Here is a 17,236-nt window from a genome sequence, read left to right on the forward strand (position 1 = left end):
TCATTCGGGTTTAGGGTTTTCAATCATCCGGATGATCTCCTTCAGTTCCTCGGGGCTGAGCTGCTTTTCCTTCACGAAGAACGCCACCAGCTCTTTGTAGGAGTTCTGGAAGTAGTTGCCCACAAAGCCTTTCATGAACTTCTTCTTGTACTCCTCGGCTTTGATGAGCGGCGCGTAGCGGTAGGTGTTGCCCAGTTTCTTGGCCTCTACAAAACCCTTCTTCTCCAGGTTTTTCACCGTGGAGGCTAGGGTGGTGTAAGGCGGTTTAGGTTCAGGGAGCTTCTCCAGGAAATCCTTGATAAACCCTCCGCCCGTTTCCCAGATCACCTGCATGGCCTCTTCTTCTTGTTGTGTCAGTTTCTCCATAGCTACATTTTTTACGACTGTTTCGTAATTCTACGAAATTTTCGTAATTAAGTATCATCCAAGGAGAAATATTTTTCATTTGAAAAGAAGAAGCCTCTTTCTGAGGTGGAAAGAGGCTTCTTGTTTTGAAATAAACAGCAAGTTTTCTCTTAGAATTAATGATCAGTCATCACCACCATTCTTTAACATTTTTTGTCATCCTGAAAGGATCTTGTGGGCGAACGGTAATAGTGGCTGTTCTTTGTCTTTCTAGTTCGCCACCAAGATCTTTCCAAGATGACAGAAGGGGGGAAGGGCTTTGACCGAGGGGGAACGGTAATGGCAAAAAAGCCAAGGCTATTCTAGCTTGCTCACAAGATCCTTCCAGGATGACAGAAGGGGAAGAAGTAAGGGCAAAAGAAAGAGCCCTAAAACCATTTAGGGTTTTAGGGCTCTTTAAAAAAAATCGGCTTAAAACAAGACGCTATAGTATTGGCAACGCCCCGCCTGTCCAGCGGGCTACTGGGTAGCGCAGGTGGGTGTTCTCGTAGTGCGGCGTGTTGCGGTACACGAAGTTGAGCTGGGCCTGGGCGCTTTTGGCCAACGATGGATCTTTGGCTTTGGCTTCTTCCAGGGCGGCTTTCAGTTTAGGGTCTTTCTTGAGGTACTCCGCCGCCAAGTCCTCAAACACGTAGGCCGAGAAATGTTCTTTCTGGCCCAGCATGGAGTCAAAAAAGTTCCAGGCAAAGTAGGAGTCCGGGGCTTGGGGTTCCAGGGTCTCTACCAGGAAACGGTTGCTCACCTGGTTCAGGTACACCACATAATCACCTGCGAAGTACTGGATGGGCTGCTGGGTTTTGCGCACCTGCACATCAGTGTGAAGGTAGTGGCCCTCGTAAGGACGCTGCCCGGTCTTGTAATCGGTGATGTAGTAGGTCTCGGGGGTGAGGACGGTGTCTTTGCTCAGGCGTTTCAGTTCCACCTGGTTCTGCTGCAGCCGGTCAATGACCTCGGTCCAGGCCTGCGGAATGATATAGGCCACGGGCTTGGACACGGTGAGCGTGGGCCGGAAGGTATCAAAGAACTTCACGGGGCGGGTGAACGGCGCTTTGCGGTCATAGTACAGGCGCTCCAGGCCGGAGACCTCGCTGGCTTTGTAGTTGGCCTCGAAGCCTTTAAAGTTGATGGTCTCTACTTGCGTGGTATCGGGTTCCCAGTTCAAGACAAACTCCTGCTGGGTAAGCAAAGCGGCGCGGTCCTGCTGACGGGCAGCCTGGATGGTCTTGCCGTTTTGGGCCACGTAGCCCAGAAACTCCAGCATGAGGTCATAGGTGGAAGCCACCCGCTTGTCAAAGGACTTCAGCATGTGCGTCTCGGGGATAAAGCCTAGGGTCTGGAAGAGCGTGGTGTAGCCGCTGGCGTAGCGGGGCAAATCGGCGAAGCCGAAGATACCGGTTTCGGGCGTCTCACCGCGGGAGTTCACGTAGGGCACCAGCGGCCACTTGCGCTTCTCCATGCCTTTGTAGAGCGCCGGAATCATCTGCTGTTTCAAAAGCGTGCCCAAAGCGCCGCCCAATTTGTTGTGCTGCGTGGGGATGAGCGTCATGGTGTACTGGTAATCGGCGCCGTTGCTGGTGTGGTTGTCCACGAACACCTCGGGGTCCCAGGTCCGGAAGATGGTGGCGAAGGTCTTGGCGTTTTTGGAGTCTTCCTTGATGAAATCGCGGTTCAGGTCCAGGTTGCGGGCGTTGCCCCGGAAACCGTAGCTCTCGGGTCCGTTCTGGTTTGTGCGGGTGTGGCTGTTGCGGTTCAGGGCGCCACCCACGTTGTAAATAGGAATGATCACTAGTACCACGTTGTCCAGCTGTTTCCGCAGTTTCTTGTTTTGCACCAGGTCGCGGGTGAGCATCATGGTGGCGTCAATGCCCTCGGGCTCGCCCGGATGGATGCCGTTCTGCACCAGCAGCACCGTCTTGCCCTTCCGGTGAATGGACTCCGGATCAAAATCGCCATCGGTAGACACCACCACGGTGTGCAGCGGTTTGCCTACATCGGTCATGCCCACGGGCGTCATCTTGATCTCATGATAGGCCTCGTCCAGGCGCTGGTAGTAGTCAATGCACTCGTAGTAAGTGGCGGTCTGGTTGCGGTTGCTTTTCTCGTAAGGGGTTCGCCAATCGGGGGCCGCGGGTCCGGCGGAAAGCAGCCCTCCAATCAGGGTAAGCAAGGGAAGAAACATGATGCGGTTTGGTGTTGAATGAAGGGGTAATGTTAGTTATTCTGTGGGGAAATGAAAAGGAAAGGTTGATGCGGATGCAGAATGCTTGTGCATGCAGTTTGCTGTTGCTGGCGATTTGACCGCTGATCCAGTTACTCATGAACTTGATTGTTTCATAGCTACCCTCCGTGCGCTCACGGCCGCGGGGCCCCGTCTTCCGCGCTCGCGCTGTACCAGCTTCCTTTGCTCCTTTCAGTCGCAATGCCTGCGGCACCGGAACCTGCTAAGGCGCTCGCCCGAAAGACTGGAAATAGAGAAAGCGGCAGAAGCAGAAGCTGTGGCGGTGATGGTGGAACCGTAGAGACAAGGCACTGCCTTGTCTCCTGCACGCATTGCCTTTCCATGGTTCAAGTCTGTGACTTGGACCTACCATGATGGCAGTTTGAAAAGCCGTGCGGCGGTTACTTGCCAATTATCTCTGCTGTTTTGGGGCTGGTTTTCAGATTCTAGGGGCAAAATCTCGGGTACCGAAGAAGGCCTGGTCCAGGCTGTAGCGGCCGGGGCCGATGAAAAATAAACTCAGGAACAAAATGGCGGCTTCCAGGGCGTGGGAGAAGGTGTTGAAATCGTCGCCGTCTGAGATGTGTTTGAGGGTGGCTACGGTCATGGTGCTTAGCAAGAGCAAGGTCATGGGGCGGAAGAACAAGCCTAGCAGCAGGCACAGACCGCCGAATGTTTCGGCGAAGGAGGCCAGGAAGCCGAAGAACATGGCTCCAAAGGTAATCCCGAAGGTCTCCATGGCACCTCCCACCAGAGCCCACATCTCGGGACCGCCGGTAATCTTTGGCCATCCGTGCAGAAAGAACGAAATCCCGATGCCGATGCGGAGTAACAAAAGTCCTTCGTGCTGATAGCGGTAGGTGTTGTTCAGGTAAGCCATGGGCAGGGTTGAGGTGGTTTTCAGGGTCCTTTTCAGAAAATACGAAAAAAACGGGCACAGTTGTTCTGGCTCAAGCAACCAATGCTTTGGTACGCTGTCTTTTACTCAGATCATAGAGGATAGGCTTTCTCTGGACAGCAGCGGTCTGCCCGTAAGGTAGTCTTTGTGCTGGTTTCTGCCTTATTTCTGAACGACCACTTAACCCATCAACTTATGAAAAAAACATTTTCCCTTTTGTTGCTTCTGTGGCTGGTATTGCCTGCTTTGGTTTGGGCCCAGAATACCGTGCCTGCGGCCGATGTAATAGCCAGAATAAACCGTGGGGAAGCGGTAAAGTATGAGAACGCCACCATCACCGGCGATCTGGATCTGACCCAACTGCAAAACAAAACCCTGAAACAGCACCACGATGCAAAGGAAAAGCGGGGCCACAAAGAGTACGTGAGCACCGTTACCGCGCCAATATCTTTCGTGAACTGCACGTTCCAGGGAAATGTGCTGGCGTATTACAACTCAAATGACAAAAACGCCGACGGCCAACCCGACCTGGGAGAAAAGGTCACCGAGGGCGATGTGTACAATACCAACTTTGACAAAGACGTGCGTTTTGAGAATTGCGTGTTTGAGCAGCGCAGTGCCTTTAAATACACAGAGTTTAAGCAAGAAGCGTCTTTTGCCGGCACCACTTTCCGGAAGGAGGCTTTCTTCAAGTACAGCAAATTTGCCCAGGGACCCGATTTCAGTAAAGCGAAGTTCAACCAGCAAGCCAACTTCAAATATGTGAAGTTCCCCGAGAAAGTGAGTTTCAACGGCGCCACGTTCCAGGAGGAGGCTAATTTCAAGTACGCCTCGTTCAGCGGCGGGGCCGATTTTCAGAAGGCAACTTTCAATGGACTGGCCAACCTTAAGTATGCTACGCTCAGTGATCCTGTGCAATGGAAAGGCGCCTCGTTCAACGGTGGCCAGGACCTGAAATACACATCACTGAACAAAAGCTCGTTCTCTTCCGCCGCTTTGAAAAAGATGACCGAGTAATAGCGGTTTCAAGGCTGTTTTGTTCAAAATAGCCTTAAAATAGAAGCATCACTTCAAACAAAACAGGCGCGCCGTGTTCATGGGCGCGCCTGTTTTGTTTAAAACTTGTACGGCGTTCTGGTTAAACCTTGTTTAGTACAGCATCACCCCGGATACCAGCGTGGAGTTAGGGATGTCATCTACTTTCAACTTGGCCCAACGCTGGGCAGGGATTCCGCGCATGTCCAGCACAAAGCTCATTTTCTCGGTCTCAGAAATGGCCACGAAATTGCTTTCGCCGGGGCTCACGCGGGTAATGTTGAAGCTCTTTTTCACATCCCCGAAGGTGCTGCCAATGCCCACGCCAGTCTGGCTCTTGAACGCCGAGTTCAGTACCGTAATACGCGATACTTTGCAGGCATTGCCGGTGCATTCCTGCTCCACGCGCAGATCGGGCCGGCGGCGTTCGCCCAGCACTTCGTAAGCGGTGGTAGTGGTGCCTTCCAGCGTATGGTCAATGGTGCGGAGTTTGGTTTCGCCGTAGGCCTTCTTCATTTCCTCTATGGGCATGCCAATTCTCACCATTCCGGCCTGTCCGCTCTGTAGCGTGAGGTTGAACAGCGGGTTGTTGGAAGAGGGTGGCGTAGAAGCCGTGGACGGAGCGCCCGGCAGCGGCTCTTCTGACATAGGTTCAGAGGCGGCAGGAGCAGAGCCGTCTGGGCTGGCGGGGCCGGCCTCGGTGGCATCCGTAGATACATCGCCGGCGGCTTCTTCCATCTGGGCCTGGTTGGCGTCGTTTGCGTTGGAGGCATCTTGTTTGCAGGCGGCCATGGCCAGCAGCGCGCCCAACAAAAGGGTAGTCTTTTTCATCTCCATAAATGTGTTAGCAGGGCATAGGTACTGTTTCTTGGGGCATAACGCAAGCCCTTTGCCTAAGTTGTCTGTTTCAATTTGGCGATGGCGCGTATACAAACTAATTTGGCCTCAAACTTAGCGTAACTATGAAGAAGAAGCCCTTGATTTTAGTGTCAAATGACGATGGTATCACCGCCCCCGGTATCCATACCCTGGTGAAGGTGATGCAGAAAATAGGAGAGGTGGTGGTAGTGGCACCAGATGGGCCTCAGTCTGGTATGGGGCACGCCATCACCATCGGCAATACCCTCCGCCTGGACAGATCGCTGGCTTTCGATGACGTTGAATCCTATGAATGCTCCGGCACCCCCGCCGATTGCGTGAAGCTGGCCAAGCACCACGTGCTCAAAAACCGCAAGCCTGATCTGGTAGTGAGCGGCATTAACCACGGCTCCAACTCCAGCATCAGCGTGCTGTACTCGGGCACCATGTCGGCAGCCATTGAGGCGGCCATTGAAGGTTTGCCCGCCATCGGGTTCTCTCTCTGCGATTACGGCCACGAGATTGACTTCTCCCATACCGAGGATTACGTGGAACTGATCACCCGCCAGGCCCTGGAGCACGGCATTCCGGCCGGAGTGGCCCTGAACGTGAACTTCCCCAAGAAATCTGACCAACCCATTGCGGGCGTAAAAGTTTGCCGCCAAGCCCGCGCCAAGTGGGAGGAAGAGTTTGATGAACGCCTGGATCCGCGCGGAAGAAGCTATTTCTGGCTCACTGGCAATTTCGTGAACTATGACAAAGGCGAAGACACCGATGAAGCCGCCCTGGCCCAGAACTACGTCTCGGTGGTGCCTTGCCAGTTTGATATGACCGCCCACCACACCATCAGCCTGCTGAACAACGAGTGGAACCTGAACCCCGAGGTGCAGCCCGCCCCCAGCTCCAAAACCGTGGAAAGCGGCCGGTCTGAGGGATAACTTGTTTTGAGCCTGATTTCACCAAAAGACCCCGGAAACGATTTGCGTTTCCGGGCTCTTTTGGTGAAATCAGTTAGAAAAGTGAATTAGAATATAGAAGCATTTATTGGGATAGCATAGCCTATCGTGAACCGTAGCACATTGCTCTTTTGATCAGCTTTCAAAGGAATCTCAACTAGTACTGGTGTCTCGCTAGGAGGAGCCATGTTGAGGGTTAGGGTTTGTTCTTTATACAAGGGTGTCAAGCCTAAACTGTACCGAGCATCTACCTGTAGGGTGCCAATTCCTACTCGTCTTCCCACGCCCACACCTGCTTGCGCGCTTACTTCCAATCTATTGTTATTATTGAAATCATGCTTACTCTCAACGTCTCCTGAAGTTTGCTTTCCGGCCAGAGCATAGCCAAGGGCAGGCCCCACATGAACATTTCCTTGCCATTGACCAAAATTCTTAGTCGCCTTAAAGAGAAGAGGTAGCTCTACATAGTGCATGGTTCTACTGGTTTTGTTAAACCATACTTCTGCTTCAAAAGGGTAGGTGAAAGTAGTGTAAGCCTGTGAAGTGTACTTTTTTTGCAGGCACAGAATCTCGGGTTGTACAGACAGCCATGGTAGGCGGGAAAGCGGTAGGTTAAGGGCTACTCCTCCCACCAAACCGAACTCGGTAAATTCCCTGATTTTATTTCCAAAGGTATTCTCCGATTTATACTTGGTGAAGCTAACTCCGGCTTTAGGAATCAAGGTTGCCTGCGCCTGCGCGGCGCCAATGGTTAAAAAGAGATAGAAAAGGAAGGCGGTAATTTTTTTGTTCATGAAAAGGGAAGTAAAGATTGTATAGAATGAGTGGCAAAGTTGATGAAACTAACCCGAAGAATATAGAGGTTAGGGGTTCACTAAATGAATTGACCCTTCTTCCATAAATAAAAAAGCCTCTCTGTGGTAGCAGAGAGGCTTTTTGTATAGTGAGGTAATTAGTTCAGGGCTTGGATTTTAGCTTTGTCCAGATTCTCAATGGGGCCGTAGTGGGCTTTCTTGATGGTGATGCCGGCAACCTTCAGCTGAACCTCCACCGGAGCCAGTTTTTTTGTAAAATCAGAAGAAACTACTTTGCCGTAGAACTCTTTTGCTTCTTTAGAGGCACCTTTCTCAAAGGAGTGAGTAGACAACTTTTTAGTGACAGGCAAGCCTGGGATAATCTGGTACGTAGTACAGGTTACCTCATAAGAAGGCAAAAAGGGTTTAATTGCCTTTTTGATCAAGTTTTTCATGTAAAAGTTATATAATAGTATAGGTTTAGCGTGAAGTAGACAAATATAGACTTTCTTTAGTCAAAATAAAGTAGTGCAATTCTTGTTTATTCTTATTACCTTCTCTGGCAATTTCTACTTCAAAAGATTGGGTTTCAGGCGTGTACTACTGATGCGTAGAAAGCCTGAATAGCAGTAAAGTGACAATCTTGTTTTGCCTCTTTCTTGGGAAAAAGACACGATAAACCGTAATCTTTCAAGTGCGCACCAGAGCCTTGTAGAAATAAACCCTTCAGAGAAGATTGAGCAAACAACTTCTAATGGTAGAAGAAGGCAATGTTGATAAAATTGAAGCAGGAATTTATGTTTTAAGGCTAAATGCGAAGAAGTAACCCCAAAACGAAGAATCCCGCTGATACTGGATCAGCGGGATTTTTACATGGATCTTAGCTCAGGCAAGCTTAGCTTTTTGTTTTCTTCTGGTTTACGGTTTTCTCGGCCAGAACCAGTGCGTTGTAGGCGTTCACAATACCGCCGGTAGCCGATAAATCAGTGAATTTGATTTTCTTCCGGGCCGCCGGATCGTCGCTAGGAGAGTAGGCGGTTTCCTTGGGGTACACCGTAGCCGATTTCAAGATCACGTCTTTCAATTCTGCCGCTGTTAACTCTGGGTAATAAGACCACACCAAGGCAGCCACACCGCTCACTACCGGGCTGGAGAAGCTGGTACCGTCCATCTTGTTGTACTTGTTTTCCGGGGCCAGGGAAACAATGTCCACGCCAGGGGCGAACAGGTCTACCGTCTGCTTGCCATAGTTGGAGAACACGCCCACCAAGTCTTTGCCCAGGTTTCTGGAGGTAGCACCCACTTCAATCCAGGTTTTGATCTGGGTTCCGTCTTCCAGTACCCGGCTAGGATAGTGGGTTACCTGGTCGTTGTTGGTGGCTTCGTTTCCGGCGGCGTGTACCAGCAACACGTTTTTAGACTCAGCGTATTTCACGGCCTCGTCTACAAACTTCTTCTGCGGCGAATACCCTTTCCCGAAACTCATGTTGATGATGTTGGCACCGTTGTCTACCGCGTACCGAATAGCCAGGGCAATGTCTTTGTCCCGCTCGTCGCCTTCTGGTACGGCTCTGATGGCCATGATCTTGATGTCCTCGGCAATACCGTCAATGCCCAGGCTGTTTCCGCGCAGACCCGCAATAAGACCCGCCACAGGGGTGCCGTGGTTCGGCCGGGGGCCAATCACGTCGTTGTTGCCGTATTTATTGTCAGTGATCACCTCTGGGTTGTCTGAGACAATGGTTCTGGGGTTGAACGCCAGGTTCAGGTGCTTGTCCAGGTAGGTGTCTACGTGCTCCTTGAATTTGTAGAAGCTCTCGGGGCTTAGTCCACGGCTGGCGGTGCTGAGGGTCCACTCGCGGGCGCGCATCACGTTCTGATCCGGCGTGGAAATGCGTTTCACATCTTCCAGCGTGTAGGATTTGGTTTTCAGGTGATCGGCCAGAATGCTCTGGCAGGCGAGCATAGTCTTTTCAAAAGTGGTCAGCGTCTCGCGGGTTTTCTGGTATTTGGCTACCTCCCCGTCGTACTTCTGTTTAATGGCCAGGTACGTTTTGTACTCGGGCTGCTGGGCCAACGGAACCTGCTCAATAGAGTTAAAGCTCTGGTAGGTTGGGGCCAGTTTTCTGAGCATACGCACGTATTCATACGTCTCGTAGCGGATGTTTTCGCCTTTGGCGTTGCCCAGGAAACCCCAGCCGTGCACATCGTCTACGTACCCGTTGTTGTCATCGTCCTGGCCATTGCCGGCTATCTCGTCCTCATTGGTCCAGATCTTACCCTTCAGGTCCTCGTGGTAAATGTCAATGCCGGAGTCAATCACGGCTACCACCACGGTTTTCTTGGGTTTCTTGTTAGCCAGCAGTTCTTTGTAGGCTTTATTCACTGCCGTACCCTGAATTTTGTCTTTCAGGGGGTCCTGGTTCTGCCAGTTCACCAGGCTCTGTTCAAATGCTGTTACTGACGGAACCGGATCATCCTGCGCCAAAGCAGGAAACACCGATGCGCCGGTCAGTAATATTCCTAAAGTTGCTCTTATAAAATTCTTCTGAGGTGTTTTCATATCACGTTATTTTAGCAAATACCACGCCCATTTTTTGCATGCTGGCAGATTTGCTGATGGGGGAAATGTCTTTCTTTTCCTGAAAAGGTACAAACTTTTCAGAAACCCAGCGCGGTTTTCGCTCCTGTTTCAAAAGACTGTTCTGTTTTCCACTTGTTTTCTTGAAAACAGCCCCCAAACGGGAATGGGTTCCTGTTTAGGCAGAGGATGCCCTTGTCCTGTGAATTTTCTGTGGGGTATGAATTTTCTGAAGGTGTTTCTGTGTTCAGGGGAGAGCAGGAAAGCAGTTAGACGGAAAGGTTCGCAATCAGACTTACTTCTGACAGGCTCTTGCGAAAAGAGCTTCTCCTGGCGCGCTGAAAAAGGCAGCCCGAAACAGGAGAATAATCTTCTATCTTTGTGTTCTCAATCTACTACATACCATGATTTCAGTTGATTCGGTCTCCGTTGAGTTCAACGGCGCGGCTCTGTTCAGTAACGTAACCTTTAACATCAATGAAACCGACCGGATCGCCCTCATGGGCAAGAACGGGGCCGGTAAATCTACCCTGCTCAAGATCATTGCGGGGGTAAACAAACCTACCAAAGGCAAGGTATCGGCACCCAAAGACGCGGTGATCGCCTACCTGCCGCAGCACCTGCTCACCAAAGACGAGAGCACCGTATTTGAGGAGGCGTCCAAAGCCTTCGGGAACATCCTGGAGATGAAAACCCGCATGGACGAGCTCAACACCCAGCTGGAAACCCGCACCGACTACGAGTCTGACGAGTACATGAAGCTCATTGAGGACGTGTCTGAGCTGAGCGAGAAATACTACTCCATTGAGGAAATCAACTTTGATGCCGAGGTAGAGAAAACTTTGTTAGGTCTGGGCTTCCTGCGTTCTGATTTCACCCGCAACACCAGCGAGTTCTCCGGCGGATGGCGCATGCGCATTGAGCTGGCCAAAATCCTGTTGCAGAAACCAGACTTAATCCTGCTGGATGAGCCTACCAACCACCTGGACATTGAATCGGTGCAGTGGCTGGAGGATTTCCTCATCAACAACGCCAAGGCCGTGATCGTGATTTCCCACGACAAAACCTTCGTGGACAACATCACCAACCGTACCATTGAGGTGACCATGGGCCGTATCTACGACTACAAGGTGCCGTACACCCAATACCTGCAACTGCGCAAAGAGCGCCGGGAGCAGCAGCAGCGCCAGTACGATGACCAGCAGAAAGAAATCGCCGACATTACCGCGTTTATTGAGCGTTTTAAAGGAACTTACTCTAAAACGCTGCAGGTGCAGTCGCGCGTGAAGATGCTGGAGAAAATGGAGCTGATTGAGGTAGATGAAGTAGATACCTCGGCCCTTAGCCTAAAATTTCCGCCGGCGCCCCGTTCCGGCAATTACCCGGTGATTGTAGAAGAACTTACCAAAAAATACGGCGACCACACTGTGTTTAAAGATGCGTCTCTGACCATTGAGCGCGGCGAGAAAGTGGCCTTTGTGGGCAAGAACGGCGAGGGTAAATCTACCCTCATCAAAGCCATCATGGGCGAGATTGACTACGAAGGTAAACTGCAACTGGGCCACAACTGCATGGTAGGCTACTTCGCGCAGAACCAGGCTTCTTTGCTGGACGAGGATCTGACCATTTTCCAGACCATCGACCAGATTGCCGTAGGTGAGGTGCGTACCAAGATCAAAGACATTCTGGGTGCCTTCATGTTCAGCGGCGATGCCGTGGAGAAGAAAGTGAAAATGCTTTCGGGCGGAGAGAAAACCCGTCTGGCCATGATCAAGTTGTTGTTGCAGCCGGTGAACCTCTTGATCCTCGATGAGCCTACGAACCACCTGGATATTAAAACCAAGGATATCCTGAAAGACGCGTTGAAAGCTTTTGACGGAACCTTGATCCTGGTGTCCCACGACCGTGACTTCCTGGACGGTCTGGCCGAGAAAGTATTTGAGTTCGGGAACAAGCGCATCAGAGAACACTTCGAGGACATCAACGGCTTCCTGCGCAACAAGAAAATGGAGAACCTGCGTGAAATTGAGCGCAAGGTGGTGACCAACTAATCACTGCTTGATATAGAAATGGGAACTCCCCATCTGCCATTTGGTGGGTGGGGAGTTTTTTGTTTCGGACATTTAAGGTAAAACGTAGCGGCGTTACACTGTAACGCCGTGGTTCCATGAAACGAGGAAGATTCACTCAACAAAGCCCTTTCTTCCTTGCTAAAAAGCCTTATCTGTTGCAATGTAAGGTTCTTGGCTCTGGAAGCTTCTTTCCTCCGTAGAACCACGTCGTTACAGTGTAACGACGCTACAGATTACTCCTTGAAAAATTGGTCTTCTTGCCAATTTGCGGGATTGGATAGAATGTAGTTCTCAATGAGTAGTAATTCACGACTGTTTCTAATGATGCGGTCATGGAAGCGAGGCTGCCAACTAAAGGGTTCTGTACTCACGCTTTTTATCATGTTGGTACAGGCAGCTTTGTAAGAACCTATGATTCTAGAAATAGAACCTGCTTTGGGAGACAATGCTGCCATAGCGTTCCTGCTATCTTTCAGCTCTCCGTCCGCCGCTACACTGTCGGCTTCCTGCGCCACCTCCTCCAACCCAATAATGCCATGCACATGGTTAGGCATTACCACAAACTCACCCAAAAATACATGGGGCCAATGATCCTCTAGCTCCAGCCAGTACGCATGGGCGATAAGCCCCTCATCAGACAACTTCATTTGGCCGTTCTTCACCTCCCCAAAGTATGGAAGGCGGTCTTTGGTACAGATCGTGATGAAGTACAAGCCTTCCCACCGGTAATCATAACCAGCAAGGCGGCGGGTTTTCTTACTAAAGGTGTCATACTTCGGCATAGGCTGCAGACCTAAAATCAACTATTTAGCCCAAACGGACCAAACACCTGAAAGGATACCATGCCCAAGCCTTTACCAAAGACGTCCTCGTAGCGTCGTTACACTGTAACGACGTTGGTGCTACGCAGCAATACCTTTCCACTTCAGAAACAGGCTCTATTCTCCTGTTACTAAATAAAAACCTCGTTTTAGATCCATTTTCACCAAAAAGCCTTCAAAACACCTTCTGATACAAATTCTTCTCCGGCTCATTTTCCACGTGCCGTACTTCCAGAATTTCAAACACATTCTTCCTGATAGTATGCGCGATGTCGCCGGTGGGCAGGTCGTTGCAATCCAGCCCGAAGGGGTCTTCAATTTCCTCGGCCATGAGCTGCACGCCTAGAAAAGCGAAGGCAATGAACATCACAAACAGAATGGCAAAGTACCCGAAATGCGGAATCAGGCCGAAGGGCAGAATGCCGGTGTACACCATGATGTACAGCTTGAGGTACACGTTATAAGAAAACGGAATGGGTGTTTTCCTGATGCGCTCACAGGCGCCGGTTACCTCCAGCAGGGCTTGCGTATGCACCTTCAGGTTCAGGTGGTCTTCGCCGGCTATGTCGCCGTTTCGGAAGCTCTGCTGAATGCGGTGCTGGATTTGCCAGGCCAGAAAACTTGGCAGGTGTGCTTTACTGGCGTATAGCTGGTGCTCTTCCGGCGAGAGGAAAATGAGGTCCTCCAGCTGCACGCCTTTCCGGAGGTGTTCTTTCAGGGTATAGCCGAAGTTGGCCAGGTGCACGGCCAGAAACCGACGGGTATCCAGGTCTTCATCGGGGAGGGCGGCGTGTGCCATCACCGCCAGGTTGCGGGTGTCATTTACTAGGCGGCCCCAGAGCTGGCGGCCTTCCCACCAACGGTCATAGGCGCTATTGGTCCGGAACACCAGCAGAATGGAAAGCACAATACCCAGCAGGGAAAATACGCTGCCATCAATTTTCCAGGGGGAAAGTTGCAGTACATCCAGGGTGAGAAAGGCAATGACGGCCGTGATAGCACCCATGATCAGCGTGTGCTGCATAATGCGTTTCATGGTGTAACTCACCCATAGGTGCCGTACGTCGCGCAGCCAGCTTTTATTTGCCTCATAGACAATCATAGGGCAGGCAGGGGCATAAAGAGTTCATCAGGATAACACCAGGCCCAGCTTTCGCCCGGCTCTGCTGAGGAGACCACCGGGTGACCTGTTTCCAGGAAGTGCTGCGTAGCGTGCCGGTTAGGCGAGGAGTCACAGCAATGCACTTGGCCGCAGGTTTGGCACAGGCGCAGGTGCACCCAGGCGCTGCCCATGGCCAGACACTGGTTGCACACCATTACAGTAGGTTTCAACAGTTTCTCCTTGGCAGGAAGGTGCGTACAATAGGTAGGTTCCATAGGGAGAGAGGCTTAGTTTTCGGCGAGGTATTCGTGCACGTATTTGATGGCCATGGCGCCTTCGCCCACCGCCGAGGCAACGCGGTTCATGGCTCCGGCCCGCACATCGCCGGCGGCAAAAATGCCGGGTACGCAGGTCTCCAGCAGGTACGGGTCGCGGGAAAGTTTCCAGCTTTTCTGGTAGGTGGGGTACTTGAGCAGGTCTTTGCCGGTCTCAATACAGCCTTTGGAATTCTTGATAATGTCCAGCTTGATCCAGTCAGTGAAGGGTTTGGAGCCAATGTAGATGAAAAGCGCATCGGCGGGTACCGTTTTCCGGGTGTTTTCCTGAATGTTGCTCAAAACCAGTTCCTGCAGTTTCTGGTCGCCGTGGGCTTCTACCACCTCGGTGTAGGGGAGGAGCTGGATGTTGGGCGTATCCTCCAGCTGCGTAATCAGGTACTGCGACATGGTGGAACTCAAATCTCCCTTCCGGATGAGGATATACACATTAGCCGCAAACTTAGAGAGGTGCAAAGCACCTTGGCCTGCGGAGTTGCCTCCACCCACCAGGTACACCTGCTTGCCTTTGAAAGCATGGGCTTCGGTCATGGCGGCGCCGTAGTAAATACCTGCCCCGGTGAATTCCTCTACGCCCTTGGCTTCTAGTTTGCGGTAATCTACCCCCGTGGTAATAATAAGGCTGCGGGAACAGATTTCGCTTCCGTTGGCCAGAGTCAGGATTTTGTACTGGTCTTTCAGCCGGATGTCAATCACCTCCTGCGGGGCCAGAAACTCGGTGCCCAGACGGGTGGCCTGCACAATGGCGCGGTGGGCCAGATCGCTGCCGCTTAACCCATTGGGGAAGCCCAGGTAATTCTCAATGCGTGAGCTGCTGCCCGCCTGTCCGCCGGGCGCGCGTTTGTCTATCAGGAGGGTTTTCAGGCCTTCTGAGGCACCGTAAACTGCCCCCGCCAGACCAGCCGGACCCGCACCTATCAAGACCACGTCATACAACAGGTTGTCAGCGTTAGCTTTCAGCCCCATTTTCTGGGCGAGGACCGGGATCTCTGGTTGGCAGAGAAAGGAGCCGTCCTCAAAGAAAACGGTGGGCAGCTGGCTATGCTCCAGGTTGTTCAGGCGTAGCAATTCCTGAGCGCTGGGGTGTTCTTCCACATCCTGCCACTGAAACGGAAACAAGTTAGCGGCCAGAAAATCCTTGAGATGGTGCGACTTGGGCGACCACTGATAGCCAATCACGCGCAGACCGGTCCACTCAGGAATGTAAGAGGCTTGCCACTCGTCCAGTAGATCGGTCATAACGGGGTACAGCCGTTCCTCTGGCGGGTCCCAGGGCTTAAGCAGGTAGTAGTGCAGGCCCACGGCATTAATGGCTTTGATGGCCGCTTCGGTGTCTGAGTAGGCGGTGAGCAGGACCCGTTTGGCGTCTGGGTAGAGGGTGAGGGCCTGTTCCAGAAAATCCACGCCCTGCATCTCAGGCATGCGTTGGTCAGAGATAAACAAGGCCACCGTCTCGTTCTGGTTTTTCAGGACCTTCAGGCTTTCCAGTGCTTCCTTCGCCGAGGTGGTGCCCAACACCTTGTACTCCTTCCGGTACTGCTGCCGAATGTCCCGCACCAGCGCTTTGAGTACCTGCGGATCATCGTCTACCGCGAAAATAATGGGTTGTTTCATGTGTATTTCCCAGGAAAATGTGAGAAAGTAGTATCTAATCCAGCGGAAGCTGAACCGTGAATTCTGTCTGCCCAGGCACAGATTTTACCGAAATGTCTGCCCCGTGGTGCTGAATGATCTTGCGCACAATGTCTAAGCCCAGGCCTGTTCCTTTGCCCACGGGTTTGGTGGTGAAGAAAGGGTCAAAGATGCGGCTCAGGGCCTCGGCGGGAATGCCGCTGCCATTGTCCTGTATCCTGACTTTCACCCAGTGCCTTTCTGCCCAGGCGGTAATGTCCAGCGTGCCGTCCGGGGGGAGGGCATCAATAGCGTTGTCTATGATATTGGTCCAGACCTGGTTGATCTCGCCGGGGAACACCCGTACCGGCGGCAAATCTGCCGGAAACGTTTGCGTGACTTTAATGCGTTTCTCCCGCAGCTTATGGCCCAGCATGGTTAAGGTGCTCTGGATGCCATCTTGCAGAGAAACCGATTGTTTGTCCTGGCCCTGATCCATGTGCGAGTACACTTTCACTGCCCGTACCAAATCAAAAATGCGCTGCGACGCGGTCTGGATGTCACAAATGGCGCGTTCGGTGCTGAGGGCGCTGGCTATCCATTCCAGCACCTCGTTGAGGTATTGCCCCTCCAGAATCTTGTCTAACCGGTCCAGTTCTTCCACGGCCAGGTTCGTGTCCACAAAGACCTCGGCCAGCGCGTACGGGTCTTCCAGGTTCCGTTCCTCCATCCACTCCAGTAGTTCCTCTTCCAGTTGGTCCCGCTCCAGCAGGCCCAAAGTGCAGGGAGTACAATTCTCTATTTTGGTGAAGGTAAAATCCACTACCTCGTCTACCTGCTCCGGCTTCAAGCGCATCATCATGACCCGCTTGAACTTCTGGGGCACGTTGTGGTGAATGCGCAGCAGTTCAGAAGAGCTCCGCACAATTGCCGCCGAGGGGTTATTGAGTTCGTGCGCCAGCCCCGCCGACAGCTTGCCCAACGCCATGAGTTTTTCATTGAGTTGCTGCTTCTGGGTAAAGTCACGCACGCGGTCGGTCATGAAGCTTACCAACACCTGCAGCAATTCTGGGTGGTTGCGCTCCAGTTCCAGAAAGTGACGTTTGTGCAGCGCCAACAGCAACGTAGGCTCTGTCGCCTCCGCATTGCCGGCCGAATGGGTAAGCCTGGAAAACGGCAGCACTCCGGTAATGTCGCCTTTCTTGTAAACCCCCACCGATTTGAGCTGTCCGTTTTGCTCCAGGCTGAGCTCCAGTTGTCCCTCCAGCAGCAGGTACATGTTCTCTGAAGGGTCTCCTTTCCTGAACAGAAACTGACCGGGAAGCAGCTCCAGCAGTTCGCCGGTTTCCACCCACCAGGTAAGCTGTTCCAGGGGTACCTGTTCAAATAACGTTAGCCCTTTTAACTCTGCTGCGGCGGTGGTTTTCATGGCTTTTCAGGTAAGGTTACGTGGGTTCAATATAATGAAAATCAGGAGATAAGCGGTGTTACGGGATTGTTAATTCGTGCCTTGGAATAGGGACGGTATAAAACAAGCGAGCCGCTTGCCT

15 protein-coding genes are annotated in these 17,236 nt (G+C 52.0%); 3 read left to right on the forward strand and 12 right to left on the reverse strand.

The window, feature by feature from the left end:
- The 3 genes from JT719_RS20140 to JT719_RS20150 form a co-directional block, all read right to left on the reverse strand.
- Complete coding sequence (locus JT719_RS20140; RefSeq protein WP_207435554.1) at positions 1–366, reverse strand: BlaI/MecI/CopY family transcriptional regulator; 366 nt, start codon at positions 364–366, stop codon at positions 1–3.
- 463 nt (positions 367–829) lie between these two features.
- Positions 830–2,584 carry a M14 family metallopeptidase gene (locus JT719_RS20145; RefSeq protein ID WP_207435555.1) on the reverse strand — a complete coding sequence of 585 codons (1,755 nt, stop codon included), beginning with the start codon at positions 2,582–2,584 and terminating at the stop codon, positions 830–832.
- 478 nt (positions 2,585–3,062) lie between these two features.
- On the reverse strand, positions 3,063–3,503 hold the full coding sequence (locus JT719_RS20150; protein ID WP_207435556.1) for a DoxX family protein: 441 nt from the start codon (positions 3,501–3,503) through the stop codon (positions 3,063–3,065).
- A gap of 213 nt (positions 3,504–3,716) precedes the next feature.
- On the opposite strand from JT719_RS20150, the gene JT719_RS20155 reads away from it, so the two are divergent.
- A complete protein-coding gene (locus JT719_RS20155; protein WP_207435557.1) occupies positions 3,717–4,538 on the forward strand; it encodes a pentapeptide repeat-containing protein in 822 nt (273 codons plus the stop codon).
- Between the two features lie 132 nt (positions 4,539–4,670).
- Here the strand turns inward: JT719_RS20155 and JT719_RS20160 are convergent, their stop codons facing one another.
- Positions 4,671–5,387, reverse strand: coding sequence for a hypothetical protein (locus JT719_RS20160; RefSeq protein ID WP_207435558.1), 717 nt, complete (start codon positions 5,385–5,387; stop codon positions 4,671–4,673).
- Between the two features lie 131 nt (positions 5,388–5,518).
- On the opposite strand from JT719_RS20160, the gene surE reads away from it, so the two are divergent.
- Positions 5,519–6,352 (forward strand): 5'/3'-nucleotidase SurE, encoded by an 834-nt coding sequence (gene surE, locus JT719_RS20165; RefSeq protein WP_207435559.1) that lies wholly within the window; start codon positions 5,519–5,521, stop codon positions 6,350–6,352.
- Between the two features lie 86 nt (positions 6,353–6,438).
- Here the strand turns inward: surE and JT719_RS20170 are convergent, their stop codons facing one another.
- From JT719_RS20170 to JT719_RS20180, 3 genes are all read right to left on the reverse strand, one after another.
- A complete protein-coding gene (locus JT719_RS20170) occupies positions 6,439–7,164 on the reverse strand; it encodes a porin family protein (protein ID WP_207435560.1) in 726 nt (241 codons plus the stop codon).
- 158 nt (positions 7,165–7,322) lie between these two features.
- Positions 7,323–7,619, reverse strand: coding sequence for a hypothetical protein (locus JT719_RS20175; protein ID WP_207435561.1), 297 nt, complete (start codon positions 7,617–7,619; stop codon positions 7,323–7,325).
- A gap of 440 nt (positions 7,620–8,059) precedes the next feature.
- Entirely contained in the window at positions 8,060–9,727 is a 1,668-nt protein-coding gene (locus tag JT719_RS20180; protein ID WP_207435562.1) for a S8 family peptidase, read from the reverse strand.
- A gap of 422 nt (positions 9,728–10,149) precedes the next feature.
- Between JT719_RS20180 and JT719_RS20185 the strand changes: the two genes are divergently transcribed.
- Positions 10,150–11,796: an ABC-F family ATP-binding cassette domain-containing protein gene (locus JT719_RS20185; RefSeq protein WP_207435563.1), complete on the forward strand. Its 1,647-nt coding sequence runs from the start codon at positions 10,150–10,152 to the stop codon at positions 11,794–11,796.
- A gap of 254 nt (positions 11,797–12,050) precedes the next feature.
- Here JT719_RS20185 and JT719_RS20190 read toward each other — a convergent pair whose 3' ends face one another.
- The 5 genes from JT719_RS20190 to JT719_RS20210 form a co-directional block, all read right to left on the reverse strand.
- Positions 12,051–12,599: a transposase gene (locus JT719_RS20190; protein WP_207435564.1), complete on the reverse strand. Its 549-nt coding sequence runs from the start codon at positions 12,597–12,599 to the stop codon at positions 12,051–12,053.
- A gap of 214 nt (positions 12,600–12,813) precedes the next feature.
- Positions 12,814–13,740, reverse strand: a complete 927-nt coding sequence (locus JT719_RS20195; protein WP_207435565.1) for a bestrophin family protein — start codon at positions 13,738–13,740, stop codon at positions 12,814–12,816.
- Entirely contained in the window at positions 13,737–14,015 is a 279-nt protein-coding gene (locus JT719_RS20200; protein ID WP_207435566.1) for a UBP-type zinc finger domain-containing protein, read from the reverse strand. The genes JT719_RS20195 and JT719_RS20200 overlap by 4 nt, the downstream gene beginning before the upstream one ends.
- Before the next feature lie 12 nt (positions 14,016–14,027).
- Entirely contained in the window at positions 14,028–15,689 is a 1,662-nt protein-coding gene (locus tag JT719_RS20205; protein WP_207435567.1) for an FAD-dependent oxidoreductase, read from the reverse strand.
- Positions 15,690–15,723: 34 nt separating this feature from the next.
- Positions 15,724–17,115 (reverse strand): ATP-binding protein, encoded by a 1,392-nt coding sequence (locus JT719_RS20210; protein WP_207435568.1) that lies wholly within the window; start codon positions 17,113–17,115, stop codon positions 15,724–15,726.
- Positions 17,116–17,236: the final 121 nt, after the last annotated feature.

Origin of the sequence: Sabulibacter ruber (genome assembly GCF_017355955.1) — a bacterium.
In the GTDB taxonomy this organism is placed as follows: Bacteria; Bacteroidota; Bacteroidia; order Cytophagales; family Hymenobacteraceae; genus Nibribacter; species Nibribacter ruber_A.